At 66.2% G+C, this 19364-nt stretch carries 17 protein-coding genes and 1 tRNA gene; 8 read left to right on the forward strand and 10 right to left on the reverse strand.

Going from position 1 to position 19364, the window contains the following annotated elements; all coding sequences use genetic code 11:
• Nucleotides 1–2127, forward strand: a complete 2127-nt coding sequence (gene ligA, locus RDV64_RS12215) for an NAD-dependent DNA ligase LigA (protein ID WP_309195197.1) — start codon at nucleotides 1–3, stop codon at nucleotides 2125–2127.
• Between the two features lie 24 nt (nucleotides 2128–2151).
• On the opposite strand, the gene RDV64_RS12220 is transcribed toward ligA, so the two are convergent.
• Nucleotides 2152–2859: a hypothetical protein gene (locus RDV64_RS12220; RefSeq protein ID WP_309195198.1), complete on the reverse strand. Its 708-nt coding sequence runs from the start codon at nucleotides 2857–2859 to the stop codon at nucleotides 2152–2154.
• 203 nt (nucleotides 2860–3062) lie between these two features.
• Here RDV64_RS12220 and RDV64_RS12225 point away from each other — a divergent pair.
• From RDV64_RS12225 to RDV64_RS12245, 5 genes are all read left to right on the forward strand, one after another.
• A tRNA-Ala gene (locus RDV64_RS12225) sits at nucleotides 3063–3138 on the forward strand.
• A gap of 57 nt (nucleotides 3139–3195) precedes the next feature.
• Complete coding sequence (locus RDV64_RS12230; RefSeq protein WP_309195200.1) at nucleotides 3196–4149, forward strand: GDP-L-fucose synthase; 954 nt, start codon at nucleotides 3196–3198, stop codon at nucleotides 4147–4149.
• Nucleotides 4150–4177: 28 nt separating this feature from the next.
• Nucleotides 4178–5707: a glycosyltransferase family 2 protein gene (locus tag RDV64_RS12235; protein WP_309195201.1), complete on the forward strand. Its 1530-nt coding sequence runs from the start codon at nucleotides 4178–4180 to the stop codon at nucleotides 5705–5707.
• Nucleotides 5708–5717: 10 nt separating this feature from the next.
• A complete protein-coding gene (locus tag RDV64_RS12240) occupies nucleotides 5718–6764 on the forward strand; it encodes a glycosyltransferase (RefSeq protein ID WP_309195202.1) in 1047 nt (348 codons plus the stop codon).
• Between the two features lie 49 nt (nucleotides 6765–6813).
• Nucleotides 6814–8109, forward strand: a complete 1296-nt coding sequence (locus RDV64_RS12245) for a hypothetical protein (protein WP_309195203.1) — start codon at nucleotides 6814–6816, stop codon at nucleotides 8107–8109.
• 288 nt (nucleotides 8110–8397) lie between these two features.
• Here the strand turns inward: RDV64_RS12245 and RDV64_RS12250 are convergent, their stop codons facing one another.
• The 3 genes from RDV64_RS12250 to RDV64_RS12260 are packed head-to-tail and all read right to left on the reverse strand — an operon-like array spanning nucleotide 8398 to nucleotide 11337.
• Nucleotides 8398–9054 (reverse strand): carbon monoxide dehydrogenase subunit G, encoded by a 657-nt coding sequence (locus RDV64_RS12250; RefSeq protein ID WP_309195204.1) that lies wholly within the window; start codon nucleotides 9052–9054, stop codon nucleotides 8398–8400.
• 31 nt (nucleotides 9055–9085) lie between these two features.
• Nucleotides 9086–9361, reverse strand: coding sequence for an acylphosphatase (locus RDV64_RS12255; protein WP_309195206.1), 276 nt, complete (start codon nucleotides 9359–9361; stop codon nucleotides 9086–9088).
• Complete coding sequence (locus RDV64_RS12260) at nucleotides 9358–11337, reverse strand: acetyl/propionyl/methylcrotonyl-CoA carboxylase subunit alpha (RefSeq protein ID WP_309195207.1); 1980 nt, start codon at nucleotides 11335–11337, stop codon at nucleotides 9358–9360. The genes RDV64_RS12255 and RDV64_RS12260 overlap by 4 nt, the downstream gene beginning before the upstream one ends.
• Nucleotides 11338–11384: 47 nt before the next feature.
• Between RDV64_RS12260 and RDV64_RS12265 the strand changes: the two genes are divergently transcribed.
• Together RDV64_RS12265 and RDV64_RS12270 are read left to right on the forward strand one after the other, a co-directional pair.
• Complete coding sequence (locus RDV64_RS12265) at nucleotides 11385–11753, forward strand: CidA/LrgA family protein (protein WP_309195208.1); 369 nt, start codon at nucleotides 11385–11387, stop codon at nucleotides 11751–11753.
• Nucleotides 11750–12469: an LrgB family protein gene (locus RDV64_RS12270; protein WP_309195209.1), complete on the forward strand. Its 720-nt coding sequence runs from the start codon at nucleotides 11750–11752 to the stop codon at nucleotides 12467–12469. Before RDV64_RS12265 ends, RDV64_RS12270 begins: the two co-directional genes overlap by 4 nt.
• On the opposite strand, the gene RDV64_RS12275 is transcribed toward RDV64_RS12270, so the two are convergent.
• From RDV64_RS12275 to RDV64_RS12300, 6 genes are all read right to left on the reverse strand, one after another.
• Nucleotides 12438–12692: a hypothetical protein gene (locus RDV64_RS12275; protein ID WP_309195210.1), complete on the reverse strand. Its 255-nt coding sequence runs from the start codon at nucleotides 12690–12692 to the stop codon at nucleotides 12438–12440. The two genes, RDV64_RS12270 and RDV64_RS12275, sit on opposite strands and share 32 nt — an antisense overlap.
• A 314-nt stretch (nucleotides 12693–13006) precedes the next feature.
• On the reverse strand, nucleotides 13007–14539 hold the full coding sequence (locus tag RDV64_RS12280; protein ID WP_309199494.1) for an acyl-CoA carboxylase subunit beta: 1533 nt from the start codon (nucleotides 14537–14539) through the stop codon (nucleotides 13007–13009).
• 292 nt (nucleotides 14540–14831) lie between these two features.
• On the reverse strand, nucleotides 14832–15575 hold the full coding sequence (locus tag RDV64_RS12285; RefSeq protein WP_309195211.1) for an ATP12 family protein: 744 nt from the start codon (nucleotides 15573–15575) through the stop codon (nucleotides 14832–14834).
• Nucleotides 15572–16240 carry an HAD-IA family hydrolase gene (locus tag RDV64_RS12290; RefSeq protein ID WP_309195212.1) on the reverse strand — a complete coding sequence of 223 codons (669 nt, stop codon included), beginning with the start codon at nucleotides 16238–16240 and terminating at the stop codon, nucleotides 15572–15574. The genes RDV64_RS12285 and RDV64_RS12290 overlap by 4 nt, the downstream gene beginning before the upstream one ends.
• 23 nt (nucleotides 16241–16263) lie before the next feature.
• The gene (locus RDV64_RS12295) at nucleotides 16264–17877 is read right to left on the reverse strand and encodes a thiamine pyrophosphate-binding protein (RefSeq protein WP_309195213.1); all 1614 of its coding nucleotides are present in this window, start codon (nucleotides 17875–17877) and stop codon (nucleotides 16264–16266) included.
• A 3-nt stretch (nucleotides 17878–17880) separates the two neighbouring features.
• The gene (locus RDV64_RS12300) at nucleotides 17881–19164 is read right to left on the reverse strand and encodes a CaiB/BaiF CoA-transferase family protein (RefSeq protein WP_309195214.1); all 1284 of its coding nucleotides are present in this window, start codon (nucleotides 19162–19164) and stop codon (nucleotides 17881–17883) included.
• Nucleotides 19165–19364 lie beyond the last annotated feature (200 nt).

Below are 19364 nucleotides of genomic sequence, written 5' to 3' on the forward strand. Positions count from 1 at the left end.
TTGCCTGAGCTGCCAGAAGAACCTGCTGCGCGCCACAAGGCGCTCGCCGCCGAGATCGCCGAGCATAACCAGCGTTATCATGGCGACGACGATCCGATCATTTCCGATGCCGAGTTCGACGCGTTGCAGCAGGAGCTGGACGCGCTGGAAGCCGAACACCCCGAGCTTGCCGACGGCACCACCAGCGGCATCGGCGCGGCGCCGTCCGGCGCGTTCGCCGAGGTCGAGCATCCGCTCCCGATGCTGTCGCTCAACAAGGCGCTGACGGCTGATGAGGTTGCCGAATTTCTGACCCGCGTTCGCCGCTTCCTCAAGCTGCCCGAGGATGCCGGTCTCACCTTTACCGCTGAGCCGAAGATCGACGGCCTGTCGCTGTCGCTCCGCTACGAGAATGGCGCGCTTGCCGTGGCCGCCACCCGCGGCGATGGCCGCGCCGGTGAAAACGTGACGAAGAATGTCGCCTTTGTGGAGGCGATCCCGCAGAAGCTGAAGGGCAAGCCGCCCGCGGTGTTCGAAGTGCGCGGTGAGGTCTACATGACCCACGCCGACTTTGCCGCCCTCAACGCGCGGCTGGTGGAGGAGGGCAAGCGGCCCGTCGCCAACCCGCGCAATGCGGCCGCCGGATCGCTGCGGCAGGTGGAGCCGCAGAAGACCGCCGATCGGCCGCTCCAGTTCTTTGCCTACGGTTGGGGGGAGGCGAGCGAACTTCCCGCCGAGACCCAGAGCGGCATGATGGAGGCGCTGAAAGCCTACGGCCTGCCCGTCAATGATCTGATGCACCGCTGCGAAACCATAGAGGCGCTTCTGGCCGCCTACAGCGAGATTGAGGAAAAGCGCGCTGCGCTCCCCTATGACATCGACGGGATGGTCTACAAGATCGACCGCCTGGACCTGCAGCGCCGCCTTGGCGAGCGGGAGCGGCGGCCCCGCTGGGCGGTGGCGCACAAATTTGCCGCAGAGCGCGCCATCACGGTGCTGGAAGGCATCGAGATCCAGGTGGGGCGCACCGGCTCGCTGACGCCGGTCGCGCGGCTGGCGCCCATCACGGTGGGCGGCGTGGTCGTGAAGAACGCCACGCTCCATAATGCTGACGAGATTGCCCGGCTGGACGTGCGCATTGGCGACACGGTGGAGATCCAGCGAGCGGGCGACGTGATCCCGCAGGTGGTGCGCGTCCTCACCGACAAGCGGCCGGCGGGTTCGGCGCCTTACGTGTTTCCCGAAAAATGTCCGGTGTGCGGCAGCAAGGTCGCGGCGGAACTCAATCCGCGAACCGGCAAGCCCGATGTGGTGCGCCGCTGCACGGGCGGCCTCGTTTGCGACGCGCAGGTGCTGGCGCGGCTGAAGCACTTCGTCTCCCGCGCGGCGTTCGACATCGAGGGGCTGGGGGCCAAGCAGATTGCCGCCTTCCACGCCGATGGCCTGATCCGCACCCCGGCGGATATTTTCACCCTGGCCAAGCGCGATGCTGCAAAGCCCGAAGACGAGCGGATTGTCGCGCGCGAAGGCTATGGCGAGACCAGCGTCCGGAACCTGTTCGACGCCATCGAGAGCCGGCGGACCATTGCGCTGCGCCGGCTGATCTATGCGCTTGGCATCCGCCGGGTGGGCGAGATCTCGTCGCGCGTGCTGGCCCTCCATTTCGGGACCTACGATGCCTTCCGGAAAGGCATGGGCGCGCTGGCGAAGGCTGCGGCGGACCGGGCCGCGCAGACGGAGCCGGATGCGGAAGGGGAGGCCGTGCGCACCGACCTTGTTGCCATCGACGGGCTCGGCGCCGTGGTTGCCGATGCGCTTGAGAATTTCTTCAGCGAAAGCCACAACGTGGACGCGCTGGACGCGCTGGCGGGCGAACTCACCATCGAGCCGGAGGTGGCGCGCACGGTGGATTCGGCCATTGCCGGCAAGGCGGTGGTGTTCACCGGCTCGCTGGAGCGGATGACGCGCGACGAGGCCAAGGCGCGGGCCGAAGCGCTCGGCGCCCGCGTGGTCGGCACCATCTCCAAGAAGACTGACATTGTGGTCGCCGGCCCCGGCGCAGGTTCGAAACTCGCAAAGGCCGAAGCATTGGGCCTCACGGTCTGGGACGAAGACGCCTGGCTGGCGGTGGCGCAAGAGGAGAGCTGAACGCCGGGCTGCCGTGGCGCCTCGTCAGCCGCCGGCGCTGCCGGTTGCCTCATCAGCGGGCCTAGCGCGCCGGGTGATGACAAGATCCCGCCCGTCGGTCCGCAAGCCCTCCAGCGCTGCGAGAAGGGCGTTGTCCATCGGATTGGCGGCTTGAATCCGCGGCACCCCGGTCTTGCGCGGAAAAGGCATCCCCCGCGCCTTGAACGGGTGGGGGCCGAAATCTGTCGGCTTCACCTCCAGAACTCGCGCAAGCACCTCGACGAAGGGGCGGAGGTTCTCCGGATCGCCGATCAGGAACGGGCCTGCCTTGATGCGTGCAACAGCGGCCTCCACACTCGGCTCCTCGCCATCGGGGGACAAGACACGGGTGGTCGCATCGCGGATGGTCTTTGCGAACGGCAGGTCTTCTTCAAGCACCTCGCGCGGCATGAATGCATGCGTGAGGGCATGGTGCGGGTGCGCCTCGTTGTTCACCGCAGTTGACCACTGGCGCATGGACCGCGTGCCCGGATCGTCCAGCACCATGGCAAAGAAGCGGACGCCGCGCAGCGCATAGACCTTGTCGAACGGCAAAGGTCCGCCGATGACCTTGAAGCGTTTCGCGATGCCGGGCTTGAGGTCGTCGACAGTGAGATTGCGATCGAGCCAGCCCACCGCGTCCGCTCCCAGCGCCCGCTTGAAGGCTTCGTATGGGTTGTCCACGGACCCGAACATAGTCTGAAACACGATCAACGGGACTTCTCCATCTTTCTGAGGCTTGCCGCATCACGGCTATCCGGCTCCTGCGGCTTACGCCAAGATGGCGCGCTTCGGCACCCCTGTCATGCCCGGCCGGGGCGCATGTTGCTGGCACAGGCACATTTTCGGGCCACCCATCCGCGTGGACGTCCGCCAATATTGACTTTGCCTGCAGGCGATAACATACCGCCATCGTCGGGGCCGTAGCTCAGTTGGGAGAGCGCTGCAATCGCACTGCAGAGGTCAGGGGTTCGAATCCCCTCGGCTCCACCACGCCAACAGCGTTCCCGGTCCTGATAATTCGCGTGCTCCAATCACAAAGGTTGGCCCTTGCAACAACTCCATACCCTGGCCGGCAAACGCGTCTTTGTGGCGGGCCATCGCGGCATGGTCGGGCAGGCGATCGTCCGCGCGCTCGGCGCCGAAAACCCCGCCGAAGTTCTGACCGCCACACGCAACGAGCTTGACCTCAGGGATCGTGCGGCCGTGAAAACCTGGCTTGCCGCCCACAAGCCAGACGTCGTCTTTCTGGCAGCAGCACGGGTTGGCGGCATTCTGGCGAACGACACCTATCCGTCAGAATTCCTGTTCGACAATCTGGAGCTGGAGACTGCCGTCATTCGCGGCGCGTTCGAGGCGGATGTGGAGCGGCTCGTGTTCCTCGGCTCGTCGTGCATCTATCCGAAGATGGCGCCGCAGCCCATGGCGGAGGATGCGCTCCTCACCGGTCCGCTGGAGCCCACCAACGAGTGGTACGCCATTGCCAAGATTGCCGGCATCAAGATGTGCCAGGCGCTGAAGCGGCAGTACGGCGCGCACTACATATCGGTGATGCCCACCAACCTTTACGGGCCGGGCGACAATTTCGATCTGGCATCCAGCCATGTCATCCCGGCGCTGATGCGCAAGGCGCACGACGCGAAGGTGGCGGGCGCGCCGCAGATGGTGATCTGGGGATCGGGCCAGCCTCGCCGCGAGTTCATGCATGTGGACGATTGCGCGTCCGGCATCCTCCACGCGGCGCGTTTTTACGATGGCTACGAGCACATCAACATCGGCCTCGGCACCGACGTGACCATCCGCGAACTTGCCGAACTGGTGATGGACGTGGTGGGCTACACCGGCGCACTGGTCACCGATCCCACCAAGCCGGACGGTACCCCGCGCAAGCTGATGGACGGCGCCCGCCTCAAGGCGCTGGGGTGGCAGCATCAAATCTCCCTTCGCGAGGGGCTCGCATCCACATATGACTGGTTTGTCGAGCACCACGCAGCCACCGCATGAAGAGCGCACCGACCGAGCAGGTTTCCCGTTGAGTCTTACCGTTGCAACCGTCGCCCTGAACGCGGCCGAAGAACTCCCCCTGACCCTCGAAAGCATTCTCGGTCAGGACTATCCTGACATCGAGCTTCTGGTGGTCGACGGGTCGAGCTGGGACGATACGCCAGAGGTCCTTTCCCGCTACCGGGACGACATCGACCGGCTGGAAATCATCGAGGACGCCGGGATCTTCGATGCCATGAACCGGGCCGCTGCCATGGCCGGCGGCGAGATGGTCCTGTTTCTCAACGCGGGCGATCTCTTCCACAGCGCGGACACCGTGACCCGGCTGATGGCGCGGCGGCACACCGATGCCGACATCGTCTACGGCAACCACATCTATCGCAAGAATGGCCGCGAGATGTTCCAGCAATCCTGGGATTTCCGCGCGGCAATGGCGGGCTTGCGCAGCGGGCGGATCACGCCGGAGTGGATCGCCCGCTTTCCGGCGCACCAGGCCACCATGACACGCACCACCCTCCTGCGGGAAAAGCGCTACGACACAGCCTTTCGCGTCTGCGCCGACCACGACTTCTTCCTGCGCGCGGTGGAGGCTGGCGCCACGCCGCAATTTGTGGACGAGATCGTGGCGATCTACGCAGGCGGCGGCTTTTCGGACCAGCGGCACGACCTGCTCAAGTTGGAGTGGAACGCGCTGCACCGGCGCTTTTCGGCCGATCCTGCCGGCGTCGACGCCTACTATTATGGCGGGGCCTCCCCGTTCCGCGGCACGCGTTCGCTGGCGGCAGGCGAGGCGATTGTCGGCCTTTCGGTCGAACGGAAGGCGGACCTTGCCCGTGCAATCAACCACCCTTACCGCTTTTTGTCGGGCGACGGGGCGCGCTTCCTTACCCCCACCGGCACCAACGCCACCGGCCTTCAGCTGCGCGGCACCAATCCGTTCACGAACCAGATCCTGAACGCCTTCGTGGACGGGCAGTCCATTGCGCAGGTGGCGGTACCCAAGGGGAGCTTTGCCGTCGATCTGGTGTTCGAGATGCCGCTTCCCGGCGGCACTGTCGTGGAGGTCATGTCCGACCACGCCGAGCCGTTCGATGCAGGGTCGGGGCTGGTTTCGCTGGCCGTGCGCGAGTTCGAGTTCAGCGGCGACGCGACCACATCGCCGCGGCCGGCCGGCGCCAAGGTCGCCTTCAACCGCACCACATCGGCCGAAAACGCCGAGCTTCTGGGCGCAGGCTGGTACCAGTTCGAGCCGACCTTCATCTGGTCGCGCGGGGTGAAGAGCGAGGTGCGGCTTTCGTCGATGGATTCCATCTCGGCTCTCGTTGTCGACATGCGGCCCAACCCCGTGGTGAAGAACCAGAGCTGCACCATCAGCGTCAACGGCATGGTCGTTGCGGAAGGCCCGCTGAGCGGCGGTGCGATCAGCGCGGATGTGGGGCACCTCTGGCGCAAGGGCGGACAGGACAACATGGTCCATATCCAGCCTTCGGCTTCGGCCAGCGTCGGCGGCGATCCGCGCGACCTCGGCGTCGCTCTCGTCAGCATCCAGCTGCGCTAAGGGGATGGGCATGAAGATCTGTTTCGTCGGCCACACGTTCCACGAGCGCACCGGGTCCACCCGGTTCATCCAGAGCCTTCTGGCCGAATTGGGCACGGTCACCGTGCTTCACTCCTCGCCCGACGATCCGCGCCTGTCGGACGACACGGCTGTGGAGACATACCTCAAGGAAGATTTCGACCTCTGGGTCTTCCTGCAGACCGAATATGTGGCAGCGCGGCTTCTGCCGCTCGGGCTGCGCAACGCGGTCATCATCCCCATGTATGACGGGGCGTGGAGCCATTCGGACGACTACTGGCGCCAGTTCATCAACTGCCGCTTTGCCACCTTCTCGCGCACGCTCCACAGCCACCTGCAGCGGCTGGACCAGCGCAGCGCCTCGTTCGAATACTGGCCGGAGCCCGCGGCCCCGGTGGCGCGGAACACGGCGCCCGAAACGTGGTCGGCGTTTTTCTGGGAGCGCAAGCCGCAGGACGTGCCGAGCGCGCGGACCGTGGCCAAGCAATGCCGGACGTTGAAGATCGGCAGCCTCCACGTCCACGCCGTGCCCGATTTTCCGCACGAAGCGGCAAGCGCCCACAGCTATCGCCGCCGGGACACCTTGGAGGGCGTTGCCCTCACCACGTCGGACTGGTTCGACGACAAGGCCGAGTTTGCGGCGGTGAGCGGGGCGCCGCTGTTCCACTTTGCGCCGCGCCTGCGCGAAGGGATCGGCATGATGACGCTGGAGGCGATGGCGCGCGGGCAGATTGTGGTGGCGCCCGACAGGCCGACCGCCAACGAATATATCGGCCACAGGTCCAGCGGGATTCTTTACGATCCGGAGCGGCCGCTGGCATTGCCGGAGCTGTCGCAGGGCGAGGCGGAGGACATCAGCGCTGCCGCGTGGTCCCGCGTCGAGTTCGGGCACCGTGCCTGGACCCAGGATCGTGAGCGGCTGATCTCGTTCCTGCTGGATGACGGGCGGCGCTGGCCGAACACGGATTCTTCAGCCCATTTCGGCCTGAAGATCCGGCAGGCGGCGCGGTCCCGCAAACTTAGCTCCCTTGCGAAGTAACCTCGTTGCAAAGAAGCTTGCGCTGGGCTTGTGGATTTAGTCCTCACATTTGGGGGTTGACTGGCTTTCATCTGCAGAATCAGCAATTATAACCTTTGACGCGGCGAGAGTGCGCCATAGTTGCGCCGCTAACAGGGGATTAGCGGATATGAGCGAAGCAGACGTCACCCGAGACCAGGGACGCATCAAGGAATGGGCCGAAGCGCGCGGCGGGCGACCGTCGATCGTCAAGGACACTGCCAACAACGGCAAACCTGGCGCCTTGCTCCGGTTCGACTTCGGCAAGAAGGACGACTCGCTGGACGAGATCGACTGGCCGAAATTTTTCGACATGATGGACAAGTACGGTCTGGCGCTTCTCCTGCAGGAGACCACCAAGTCCGGCAACAAGAGCCGCTTCTGCAAATTCGTCGACGCGGCCGATCACGGGCTTGAGAAGGCCCCGGCGAAGAAGCGCGCGTCGGCCAAAAGCGCCAGCGCCGCAAAGCCGGCTGCGAAAACGTCGGCCAGCAGCAAGGCGGCGCCAGCCTCGAAATCCTCCGCGGCGAAACCGAAGGCCACCAAGGCGGCGGCGTCCAAAACGAGCGCATCGGCCGGGTCCAAGATGAACGGCGCCAAGGCACCGGCATCGGGCTCCAAGTCGACTTCGAAGTCGGCGGCAAAGCCATCGGCCCCCGCCAAGAAAACAAGCGCCAGCAAGGCGGCGAGCAGCACATCGGCATCCGCCAAATCACCGGCCAAGACCGCATCCAAATCCTCCGCCGGGACCGCTGCATCCAAGAAAACAACGACGAAGGCATCGTCTTCCGCGAGCGCATCGTCGAAATCCACCGCAAACGCCAAGCCTGCCGCAAAGTCGGCGTCGTCCGCCAAGGCCGCCACCCCGAAAAAGGCCGCCGCGTCCGGCAAGGCCGCGACGGCAAGCAAGAGCAAGGCCGCACCGTCGGCAAAGTCCGCTTCATCCGCAAAGGCCTCGCCCGCGGCAAAATCCACGAAAGCGCCGGCCAAAAAGGCAAAGGCTGATGCTGCGGCCGGTGAAGCACGGCTGAAAAAGGCCAGCGCCGACGACGATGCGCAGACCACTGTCGATCACACCCGCATTCGCGAATGGGTGGAATCGCGTGGCGGCCGGCCGACTCACGTGGCCGAAACCGGCACCAAGAAAGGCAAGCTCGGCATCCTGCGGATCGACTTCGGCAAACCCGACGAGGGCCTTGCCGCAGTGCCCTGGCCCAAATTCCTGAAGGCGTTTGACGACAACAAGCTCGCCTTCCTGTTCAAGGAAAAGACCGCGACCGGCAAGGTGAGCCGGTTCAACAAGTTCGTCTCCCGCGACGACGCCTGAATTCGGCAGTTCCGCCGGCCAGATCTTTCGCGCAGCGCTGCACCGGATGCCGCGCTGCGCGAAGGACTGGCGTTGCGCCGTACCCTGCGGAGGCCGAAAGGTCGCACAACACGGCACCGCCGCAGCTGCCCGGCCATGGTTTCGTCGCCTGCGTCCTTCATTAAACTCACGGCTTGCCCCGCACCGGGACGAAGCCAAATGCAAACGGGCGGCACCAAGGCCACCCGCTGCTACGCTCTATTGCCGTAATTTTTGAGAGCGGGGCGCGAGCCGCCCCGGACGCCGACGTCAGACGACGGCGATGGCCAAGACGACGCCGAGCGCCACCAGAACGCCGAGCCAGACCAGCGGCGGAATTCGTGTAGACGATTTCTCCGCGCTGCCCGCGTCCGCTGCGGTGGGGGCGGGCGCTGCAGGCGGCGGGGCGGATGCTGCCGGCGCTGCCGCTGCGGCAGCCACCGGATCTTCCGGCACGGGGTCGCCAACGGCAGGCTCCGGCTCGGCGCCCTTGCTCAGGATTTCCGACAGGTTCTGGAAAAAGTCGGCCGCATATTTTCTCGCGGTGGAATCCACCAGGCGCGAACCGAGCTGCGCCAGCTTGCCGCCGATATTGGCCTTGGCGTTGTAGGTCAGGATGGTGTCGTCGCCATCTTCGGCCAGCACGACTTCGGCCGAACCCTTGGCAAAGCCCGCCACGCCGCCCTTGCCTTCGCCCACCAGCGTGTAGCGCTCGGGTGCCACGGGGTCGGTGATCTTCACCACGGCGTCAAATGTCGCCTTTACCGGGCCAACCTTGGCTTCCACCTTGCCGGCAAGCTCGTCGTCGCTGATCTTGGTCAGCTCCTTGCAGCCTTTCACGCAAGCCTGCAGGATTTCGGGGTCGTGCAGGGCCTTCCACACGGTTTCACGCGGCGCCGGGATGCGGTGTTCGCCAGTCAGTTCCATTGGTGTCCTCCAGTGCGCGCAACATTTGTCATCATGCGTCTCTCAATATCGTAAAGCCTTCAACGGGCGGAAGGTCGACGGCATCCAGCCCGACCGAGGTCACGGCCGCGCCGGGTGGTCCCTTGCGGCAGGCCACCAGCATCTCGTCCACAACCTCGTTGCGGCCATAGAACAAGGCTTCCACCCGCCCATCCGCAAGGTTGCGGACATAGCCGGCAAGACCGCGGTCTTCGGCTTCGCGCCGGCACCAGTCGCGGTAGCCGACGCCCTGCACATGGCCTGAAATCAGAAAGCGCGTCGCCATCATTCGAACTCCAGGATCGGCGCGTCTACCGCAAGGCTGGCGCCCGGTGCAACGTGAACGGTCTTGATCTTGCCGGATCGTTCGGCGCGCAGGACGTTTTCCATCTTCATCGCCTCGATCACGGCAAGCTGCTGCCCGTCCTCCACATTGTCGCCCGCTGCAACGTCGATGGATACCACCAGGCCGGGCATGGGGCAGAGGACCGTCTTGCCGCTGCCGGCGGTGCTTTCCTCCGGCAGATGGCGCATCAGGTCGGCCACGCGGGGGCTGGCGATCCGCGCGGTCGCGCGCATGCCGCGCCACGTCATCGCGCTGCGGCCGCGGCGCCTGTCGAGGCCCATAATGATGCGCCGCCCGCCGACCGCGCCGCGCCAGACAGCGTGCTCGATGCTCTCGATCACCACGTCCAGCGCCATGCCGTCGATCATGATGCGCCAGGTGTCCCAGCTGCCGGCGAGGCCAGCGTCGATCCGCACATCGTCGGCAAAGACGGCCGACAATTCAGCGGGGGCGGGCGAGGGGTGCGGGCCGAAGCCCGAGCGGCGCTGGCTTTCGCGCGCATGGGCCGCGAAGGCGACGGCGGCCATGGTGCGCCGGTCGTCGTCGCCCAGCGCCGCGGTGCCGGTCCCGTCGAACTCCTGCGCGATGAATGCGGTCGACAGCGCGCCCTCGCGCCAGCGCGGATGCGCCATCAGCGCCGACAGGAACGTGCCATTGTGGCGGATGCCTTCGATGGCAACCTCGTCGAGCGCCTCGGACATGGCCTCCACCGCCAGGTCGCGCGTCGGCCCGTGGGTGATGACCTTGGCGATCATCGGGTCGTAGAAGCGGGAAATTTCGGAGCCTTCGACCACGCCTGTGTCGATGCGCACGGTGGTCTCGCCGGCGCGTTCGGCCGGGAAGGCGAGACGGCGCAGGCGTCCGATGGAGGGCATGAAATTGCGGTCGGGGTCCTCGGCGTAGAGGCGGCTTTCCACCGCCCAGCCGCTGGCGCTTATGTCGTCCTGCTCAAGCGAAAGACGCTCGCCGTAGGCAACGCGGATCATCTGCTCCACAAGGTCCACGCCGGTGATGAGCTCGGTCACCGGGTGTTCCACCTGAAGGCGGGTGTTCATCTCCAGAAAATAAAACTCGGCGTCCTGGCTTGCGACGAATTCCACCGTGCCTGCCGAATCGTAATTGACCGCTTTCGCCAGCGCGACGGCCTGCGCGCCCATGGCGGCGCGGGTCTCGTCGTCCAGCAGCGGGGAGGGGGCCTCCTCCAGCACCTTCTGGTTCCGGCGCTGAATGGAACATTCGCGCTCCAGAAGGTGGATCACGTTGCCGTGCTTGTCGCCCAGCACCTGAATTTCGATGTGGCGCGGGTCGACGATGAACTTTTCCACGAAGACGCGGTTATCGCCGAAGGAGGCGGCCGCTTCGGAACGGGCGCGGTCGAAGCCTTCCTTCACCTCGGATGCGCTGTGGGCAATGCGCATCCCCTTGCCACCGCCGCCGGCGGACGCCTTGATCATCACCGGATAGCCGATTGTCTCGGCCACCTCGAGCGCATCCTCGGCGCTGGTGAGGGCTCCCTTGCCGCCGGGGACGGTGGAGACGCCCGCGGCCTCGGCGCGCAGCTTGGATTCGATCTTGTCGCCCATGGCGTCGATGGCGTCGGCGTTGGGGCCGATGAAGACAATGCCGGCGTCCGCCAGCGCCTTGGCGAAAGACGCGCGCTCGGACAAGAAACCATAGCCGGGGTGGACGGCTTCTGCGCCGGTCCGGGCGCAGGCGTCCAGAATGGCATCAATCTTGAGGTAGGAGTCCGCGGCGGGCGACGGGCCAATGTGGACCGCTTCGTCCGCCATCTCCACGTGGGGTGCGTGACGGTCGGCGTCGGAATAGACGGCGACCGTGGCAATCCCCATCCGCTGCGCCGTCTTCATGATGCGGCAAGCGATCTCGCCGCGATTAGCCACCAAGATCTTTGCAAACATCGTCAGCCCTTCGCCACGTCTCCCGTCCCGTTGTAGGGGAGTGGCTCATGGCAAGTCCAACCGAAAGGCACAGCCACATGATCAACGCGCTCGTTGTCCTCCTTGGCTTTCAACTTGGCGGGGAGGTGCTGGTCCGCTTGCTCGACCTGCCGATCCCCGGTCCGGTTCTGGGGGGCGGGGCGCTGGCTGCGGCGCTGCTCATCCGCGGCCGGATCGGCACCGAGGTGGCGGCGGTCTCGCACACCATCCTGCGCAACCTCTCTCTCTTGTTCGTGCCTGCTGCGGTCGGGGTGATCGAGTACCGGGACATCTTCACCCAGTACGGTCTGCCGCTGGTGTCGGCGCTGGTGATCTCGTCGATCACGGCGCTGGCGGTATCGGCGCTGGTGTTCCGCTGGGTGGCGGGCAGCCGATGATCCCGGAAAACGTCAACGACCTTTGGGTCTATCTCGCCGAGCGGCCGCTCACCTGGCTGACGCTCACGGTCAGCGCCTACGCGCTGGCCGATGCGCTCGCGCGGCGAGCCAACCGGCACCCGGCGCTGAACCCTGTGGTGATCGCTGCGCTCATCATCATCGCACTGCTCGCGATCACCGGCACCGACTTCGACACCTATTTCGAGGGGGCGCAGTTCGTTCACTTCCTGCTCGGCCCGGCAACGGTGGCGCTGGCCATCCCGCTGGTGGAAAACTGGGCAACGGTCCGCCGGGCGGCACGGCCCATTGCGGCGGCGCTGGCGGCAGGGTCGATCACAGCGGTCACCGTGGCGGTGGGGATCGGCTATGCGTTCGGCTTGCCGCGGGACGTGCTCGTCAGCCTGGCGCCAAAATCCGTCACCACACCCATCGCGATGGGCATTGCCAGCACGCTGGGCGGCATCCCGCCGCTGACGGCGGTGCTGGTCATCCTCACAGGCATCATCGGCGCGGTGGTCGTCACGCCGCTCATGAACGCGCTGCGGATCAAGGACATGCGCGCCCGCGGGTTTGCGGCGGGCATCACCGCCCATGGCATCGGCACGGCGCGGGCGTTTCAGGTCGACCCGCTGGCGGGGGCCTTCGCGGGGATCGGAATGGCGCTGAACGGCGCGGTGACTGCGCTCATTGTGCCATTGTTCCTGTCGTTGTTCTGACCGGCGGTGTGGCCGGTAGAGCGGCGCCCACGCCCAGCGCAAAAAGGGCTTCCGACATGGCGAGATTACGCACGCCCCGGGCACAGGCGGTGATGCCGTGCCGGGCAATCAGCGCCATGGTGGCCTGTGCAAATGCGCCGGCCGCCATGTCCTGCGCCATCGCGCGCGCCGTCTGGTTCGAGAGTTTGGCAATCCTGAAGGGGCCGCTGCGCATCCGCTCCATGTCGGCAAAGCTGAAATCCCAGTCGCCGAAAATGAGCCCGACACCGGTTTCCTTTCCGCCAAGCCGGTCGATCAGCCTCGTGTCGGTTTAGGCAGGCATTGGCAGGCGCAGATGCGTTTCGCTGCGACCCACGTTCGCGAGAGCGGGATATTCTTCAGGAAGTCCGCCACGAGCGGCGTGGCCTCAGCCAACTTGTTCAGTGCGTCCTGCGTTGCCACTCGATGACCCGGTGTTGCGACCGGTGTCGCAGTGCGGCGCGCTTCGGCATCAAGGCAGCGGTGGGCCTCCTTCGGCAGAGAAAGCGGGGTTATTGGTCATAGCGGAATATTGTCATGCTTGCGCCAGGGGTTCTCCAGCGTCTTCTCGCGCAGAAGCCGCAGCGCCCTTGCAACACGGCGCCGGGTCGAGTGCGGCAGGATGACTTCATCGATGAAGCCTCGTTCGGCGGCGACAAACGGGTTGGCAAAGCGTGTTTCATATTCCGAGATACGGGCCGCAAGCCGCTCCGGGTCATTCCTGTCTGCCCGGTACAGGATTTCTGCAGCACCTTTCGGCCCCATCACCGCAATCTCGGCGGTGGGCCAGGCATAGTTGATGTCGCCGCGCAGGTGCTTGGACGCCATCACGTCATAGGCGCCGCCATAGGCCTTGCGGGTGATGACGGTGATCTTCGGCACGGTGGCCTCGGCGTAGGCAAACAGCAGCTTGGCGCCGTGCTTGATGAGGCCGCCATATTCCTGCGCCGTTCCGGGCAGGAAGCCCGGCACATCCACGAACGTCACCAGCGGGATGGAGAACGCATCGCAAAAGCGCACGAAGCGGGCCGCCTTGCGCGAGGCATCCGAGTCGAGAACGCCGGCAAGCGTTAGCGGCTGGTTGGCGACGAATCCTACCGTCCGCCCCTCGATCCGGCCAAATGCGGTGATGATGTTCTTGGCAAAGGCCGGCTGGATCTCGAACAGCTCGCCTTCGTCGGCGGTTTTCTCCAGAAGCTCCATCATGTCGTAGGGCGCGGTCGCAAGGTCGGGGATCAGCGTGTCGAGCGAGGGTTCGACACGGTTTGCGGGATCTTCGGTCTCAAGCTCCGGCGGCTCGACGACGTTGGAGGCGGGAAGCAGGTCGATCAGCCGGCGCACGTCGGTAAGGGCGGCAATGTCGTCGTCATAGGCGTTGTCGGCGACAGACGAGCGTGCGGTGTGAACGTCGGCCCCGCCCAGTTCCTCCGCGGTCACGGTCTCGTTGGTGACGGTCTTCACCACCTCCGGGCCGGTGACGAACATGTAGCTCGACCCCTTCACCATGAAGATGAAGTCCGTCATTGCCGGGGAGTAGACGTCGCCGCCCGCGCAGGGGCCCATGATGACCGAGATCTGCGGAATGACGCCGGAGGCGAGCACGTTGCGCTGGAACACCTCGCCATAACCGCCAAGCGCGGCAACGCCTTCCTGGATGCGCGCGCCACCGGCATCGAACAGGCCGATGATGGGTGCACGGTTGCGCAGCGCCATGTCCTGGACCTTCATGATCTTCTGGGCATGAGTCCACGAAAGCGAGCCGCCGAAGACAGTGAAGTCCTTGGCGAAGACGAAGACGGTGCGGCCGTTGATGGTGCCCCAGCCCGTCACCACGCCGTCGCCGGGGAACTTGTTGTTCTCCATGCCGAAATCGGTGCAATTATGCTCAACGAACATGTCGAACTCTTCGAACGAGTTCTCGTCGAGCAACACCTCCAGACGTTCGCGGGCGGTGAGCTTGCCGCGCTCGTGCTGGGCATCGACCCGCCGCGCGCCGCCGCCGGCCCGCGCTTCCTCGCGCCGCCGCTCAAGTTCGATGAGAACGTCCTTCACGTCGTGGCCCCGTTTGTCATGTTCGCCCATTGCCGGGTCTTGCTGCTGTCGCGCGGTTTTTCAGAAGCGGGCGCCGGCGGATTGTGTCCGCAAACCATCGCCTGAAGCTCCTGCCAAAATCGCGCCCGGCCCTGCAAAGCCCTTTATCCGTCGACCGCAATGACGGTCGCACCGCCCGTTTTAACGGCGCCGGGAAATTATCCCCCGCGCCGAAGCTGAACGCTACCGGCTCGGCACTGCTTTTCACAAGGACCATGACAATCTTTGCCGCGGCGGGCGATGCGCCGAAGGCTCAGGCCTCGCGCAGGATGAAGGCGGCGGCGTCGGCGTCCTTTTTGCGGTCGTTGCGGCGGGCGGCGGCCTGTGCGTCGGCGCCCCACTGGTCGATGTTCCAGTCCTCGTCCACATGGGCAGCCTCCCATGCCGCCTCGAGGTCAAGCGCTTCTGCGGCAACGGCCAGGGCAATCAGCGCGCTTCCGGTCAGGGTGGAAAGCTGGTGGAGGGCGGCCAGCCGCAACGGATCGTCCGGCAGGGACGCCTTTACCGCCCTGGCCAGACCCTCGTCCTGGTTGATCGGCATGACGCCCGCCGTGAGGCGCAGCGTCGTGCCGAACCGCGCTTCGGTGTGGCGCACCACGGGGTCCCATGCCGCATTCTGGCGGGCGACCAGACCGTCCGGCCGGTCCGCGCGGTAGACGATGAGGTCGTTGCCGGCGATGGCGACGAGATCGTCCTGGACGCTGGCGACTGCCGCGGCAACACCGTCTATGGCGGTGTTGACGAGACGCGTCACCGGCATGGTCAAAGGCAGGATGTGTGTTTGCTGCGCGTCCCATTCGGCGGCCATTGCGCTGGCGATGGGGGTGCGCATCTTCAGCTGCGCGCGGGCGGGCGTGCGCAGTGTCCGTCCGTCGAGCAGGATCAGCGCGTGGCCGTCGTCCTCCTCGCGCAGGCTGACGTCCGTGTAGAAGCGCTTCAGCGGTTCGGGGACGTCCGGACCCTTGCGGCCCGCGCCATTCTTCGGTTCGTCGCTCATGGTGCCACCAGTCCTGCAATTGCGGCTGGCAGGTCCGCCATGGTGCCGGCAATGGTGTGCGCACCGGCGGCCTCCAGCCGTTCCGGCGGCTGATAGCCCCACGACACGCCAACCGCAAATGCACCGGCTGCGCGCGCCATCTGCATGTCGAACGCACTGTCGCCCACAACCACGGTGCGCGCCGCGTCGCAGCCGCTCTCCGACAGCGCCTGCAACACCATGTCCGGCGACGGTTTGGACGCGGCATCGTCGGCGGTCTTGGTGGTGACGAAGCGGCCTTCCAGCCCGTGCTGGCGGATGATCCGGTTGAGCCCGTTGCGCGATTTGCCGGTGGCAACGCCAAGCAGCGTCGCCTCGCCGGACACGCTGTCCAGCATCCGCATCACGCCCGGATAAAGCGGTTCCATCGCCGCCTCGCGCGTCGCGGCCTCGCGGTAGATGTTCTTGTAGGCGGTGACCAGCTCGTCGTGGACGGCCGGATTTTCGGCGTGCAGCGCTTCGATGGCGAAGGGGAGGGAGAGGCCGATGATAGCGCGCACCGCCTCGTCATCCGGCGGGGTCAGGCCGTGGTGCGTGAAGGCGGCCTGCATGGTGCTCACGATGTGCGTGCCGCTGTCCACCAGCGTGCCGTCACAATCGAACAGGATCAGCCGAAGCGTGCTCAAGTCAGTCTCCCCGGGCAATTGCCCTAGAACTTGCCGTCATAGGCGCGGCGGCCGATTCGCACACACAGCAACGTGAATGTGGGCCGCGAGAGGGCAGCGGCGGCCTCGCTGGCGAGGGTCTCGGTGTCGTCGATCCACACGCCGTGGCCGCCCATTGCGCCCGCCACGGCAACAAGGTCCGTGGCGGAGAAATCGACGCCCGTGTTGCCGAGCTGCTGGCCGCGCTGCTTCATTTCAATCAGCGACAGGCTGTCGTCGATCAGGACCACAACGGGCACGGCAAGGCCGAGGTCGCGCACGGTGGCAAGGTCGCCGAGGACCATTTCAAGGCCGGCATCACCGACAAACGCGGTCACGGGTGTCTCGGGGGCGGCCTGCTTGTGGCCGGCCGCCAGCGCCACCGCGCAGCCCATGGTGCAAAGGGCGGAGGACTGGAGCATCGTGCGCGGCGCCGGGCAGTCCCAGATCTGGCTGAGAAGGATGCGGTGTGCCCCGGAATCGGCGGTGATGACCGTCTCCGCCGGCAGGACCTTGCGCAGGGCGTGGAACGCTGCGGCGGGGCCCCAGCCGCCGGTCTCGGCCGCAAAGGTTTCACGCAGCGCATTGCGCACCTTGCGGGGCGTGGCGTCCGGCCAAGTGGGGTGGTGGGCGCTGCCATTGGTGAGCGTGTCGAGAACTGCGGAGACCGAACCGTACAGTGTCACCTGCACCGAATGCATGCCGTGGGTGCGGACCACCGGCGTCACGTCGATCACGCGCGCATCGTCGGGCCACGGGTCGCGCCATCCGGCGCGCATCTCGATCGGGTCGTAACCGGCAAGGACGATGCAGTCGGCCTTTGCAATCAGCGGCATCAGGTGCTTGTCGGCAAGGGGGGAGAGGCCGGCGCCGCCGATGGCAAGCGCGTCGGTTTCCGCAATGAGGCCCTTGCCCTTGTAAGTGGTGATGACCGGCGCGCCCACCGAGCGCGCAAAGCGCACGAGCGCATCGCTGGCGCCGTCGTTCACCGCGTCGAGCCCGGCAATCACCAGCGGGCGCTCGGCTTCCCCGAGCCACTTGCGGGCACGCTGCAGCTCCGGTCCATCGGCGGGGATGAAGCTGGCGCCAACCCCGGCAGGCGCGGATGCGGAACCCCTGGCGGCCTCTTCGGCAACACGGATCGGCACGTCGATGTGGACGGGGCCGGGCTGGCCGGTGGCAGCCAGCACCAGCGCCTTGTCCATCACCTGGTTGAGGCTTGAGGTGGCGGCGCGGAAGGTGGCTTTCACAATGCCCGCAAGAAGCGCCTGATGGTCGAACACCTGATGGGTGTAGGTGTCGGCGTCGCCGGCATCGAGGCAGCCGGTGAGCACGATCAGCGGCACCCGGTCCTGATGGGCGTTGGCAATGACGTTGACGGCGTTGGCAAGGCCCGGCCCGATGGTGGCGACAAGGATCGCCGGGGCGCCGGTGGCGTGCCATGTGCCCTCGGCCATGAACCCGGCAAAATTCTCGTGCTTGGTGAGGTGGAACGCAATGCCGGCTGCGGTCAGCGCGTCGATGATGGTGAGGACCTCGCCGCCCGGAATGCCGTAGGCGTGGCTGCACCCGCTGGCGGCGAGCTTGCGGGCGATGATGTCGGCGTTGCGCAGGGTCACGGGTCAGCCTTTCGCGGCGAGATCGCCGAGGTCGACCACCCCCGCCTTTGCCAGAGCGTCGATTGCATCGTCGTCCATGCCCAGAAGTTCGGTGAGCACTTCGCGGCTGTGCTCGCCGCGCATCGGCGGCCGGCGCCGATAGTCCACCGGCGTGTCCGACATCTTGATGGGGTTGCCGATGGTGCGGGCAATGCCGTCGGCGGCCGCCGGATGATCGTGGGTGACCACGGCGCCGCGGGCCGCGGCCTGCGGCTCGGCAAAGGCTTCCGGAATGGTGTTGATGGGGCCGATGGGCACGCCCAGCGGCGCCAGCACCGCCATCCACTCGGCCCGTGTGCGCTGCGCGGTGAGCCGGGCGACGTTCGCCTCCACCGCATCCCGGTTGCGCACCCGTGCGGCGTTGGTGGCAAAACGGGGGTCGGTCGCAATGCCAGGCTCGCCGGCTGCGGCGCAGAATTTGGCGAACTGACCGTCATTGCCGATGGCCAGAATGAACATCCCGTCGGACGCCGGAAAGGCGTTGTAGGGCACGATGGTGGGATGCCCGTTGCCGCGGCGGATCGGCGTGTCGCCGCTCATCAGGAACGAGGCGCCCTGGTTGATCAGCCAGGCGAGCTGCGTGTCGAACAGCGACAGGTCGATGTACTGACCCCGGCCGCTGACGCTGCGGCCCTGGAGCGCGGCCAGCATGGCAACCGCGGCGTACATTCCCGTCATCACGTCGGCGATGCCGACGCCCACCTTCTGCGGTGTGCCGCCCTTGTCGTCGGCCTCGCCGGTGACGCTCATGATCCCGCCGCGGCCCTGCGCCATGAAGTCGTAGCCGGCGTGGCTGGCGAGCGGCCCGGTCTGCCCGTACCCGGTCACCGAGGCATAGATCAACTTCGGGTTGATCGTCGACAGCGCGGCATAGTCCAGCCCCATGCGCGCCGCGCCACCGACCTTGAAATTCTCGATGGCCATGTCCGCCTTTGCCGCGATCGCACGGACGATGTCCTGCCCCTCGGGTTTCGACAGGTCCAGCGCCAGCGACCGCTTGTTGCGGTTTGCCGCGAGGTAGTAGGCGCTTTCGGCGGTTTCCCGGCCATTCTCGTCGGTGAGAAACGGGGGGCCCCAGCGGCGCGTGTCGTCGCCGACACCGAAGCGCTCGATCTTGATGATGTCGGCACCGAGATCGCCCAGAAGCTGTGTTGCGGTCGGTCCGGCAAGGATGCGCGAAAGGTCGAGGACGAGAATTCCGCTCAGCGGCCCGGTAGGCGCAGCGGCGGGGTCGGAACGGTCAGCCAAGTCGATGCTCCCGGGGCGTTGCGGCGCACATACGCCGCCCGTGCGCGGTCCGAGTCAACCCGCACGGCCGGCAAACGGACGGACGCGCAGAATCGTGATCGGCAGGGACGGGACATCCGGTGCTTTGCGCCGGGCGCACCTGCGCGCGGTGCCGCATTCGTCACCAAAGAGTTAAAAAAGGCTGGATAACCTCTGGTTTC

The sequence above is a fragment of the Acuticoccus sp. MNP-M23 genome (assembly GCF_031195445.1).
In the GTDB taxonomy this organism is placed as follows: Bacteria; Pseudomonadota; Alphaproteobacteria; order Rhizobiales; family Amorphaceae; genus Acuticoccus.

Bases quoted from the DNA above. Each gene is read 5' to 3' on its own strand.
- RDV64_RS12240 (WP_309195202.1), top strand. From the start codon at position 5,718: ATGAAGATCTGTTTCGTCGGCCACACGTTCCACGAGCGCACCGGGTCC.
- RDV64_RS12250 (WP_309195204.1), bottom strand. From the start codon at position 9,054: ATGGAACTGACTGGCGAACACCGCATCCCGGCGCCGCGTGAAACCGTG.
- RDV64_RS12255 (WP_309195206.1), bottom strand. From the start codon at position 9,361: ATGATGGCGACGCGCTTTCTGATTTCAGGCCATGTGCAGGGCGTCGGC.
- RDV64_RS12260 (WP_309195207.1), bottom strand. From the start codon at position 11,337: ATGTTTGCAAAGATCTTGGTGGCTAATCGCGGCGAGATCGCTTGCCGC.
- RDV64_RS12265 (WP_309195208.1), top strand. From the start codon at position 11,385: ATGGCAAGTCCAACCGAAAGGCACAGCCACATGATCAACGCGCTCGTT.
- RDV64_RS12270 (WP_309195209.1), top strand. From the start codon at position 11,750: ATGATCCCGGAAAACGTCAACGACCTTTGGGTCTATCTCGCCGAGCGG.
- RDV64_RS12275 (WP_309195210.1), bottom strand. From the start codon at position 12,692: ATGGAGCGGATGCGCAGCGGCCCCTTCAGGATTGCCAAACTCTCGAAC.
- RDV64_RS12285 (WP_309195211.1), bottom strand. From the start codon at position 15,575: ATGAGCGACGAACCGAAGAATGGCGCGGGCCGCAAGGGTCCGGACGTC.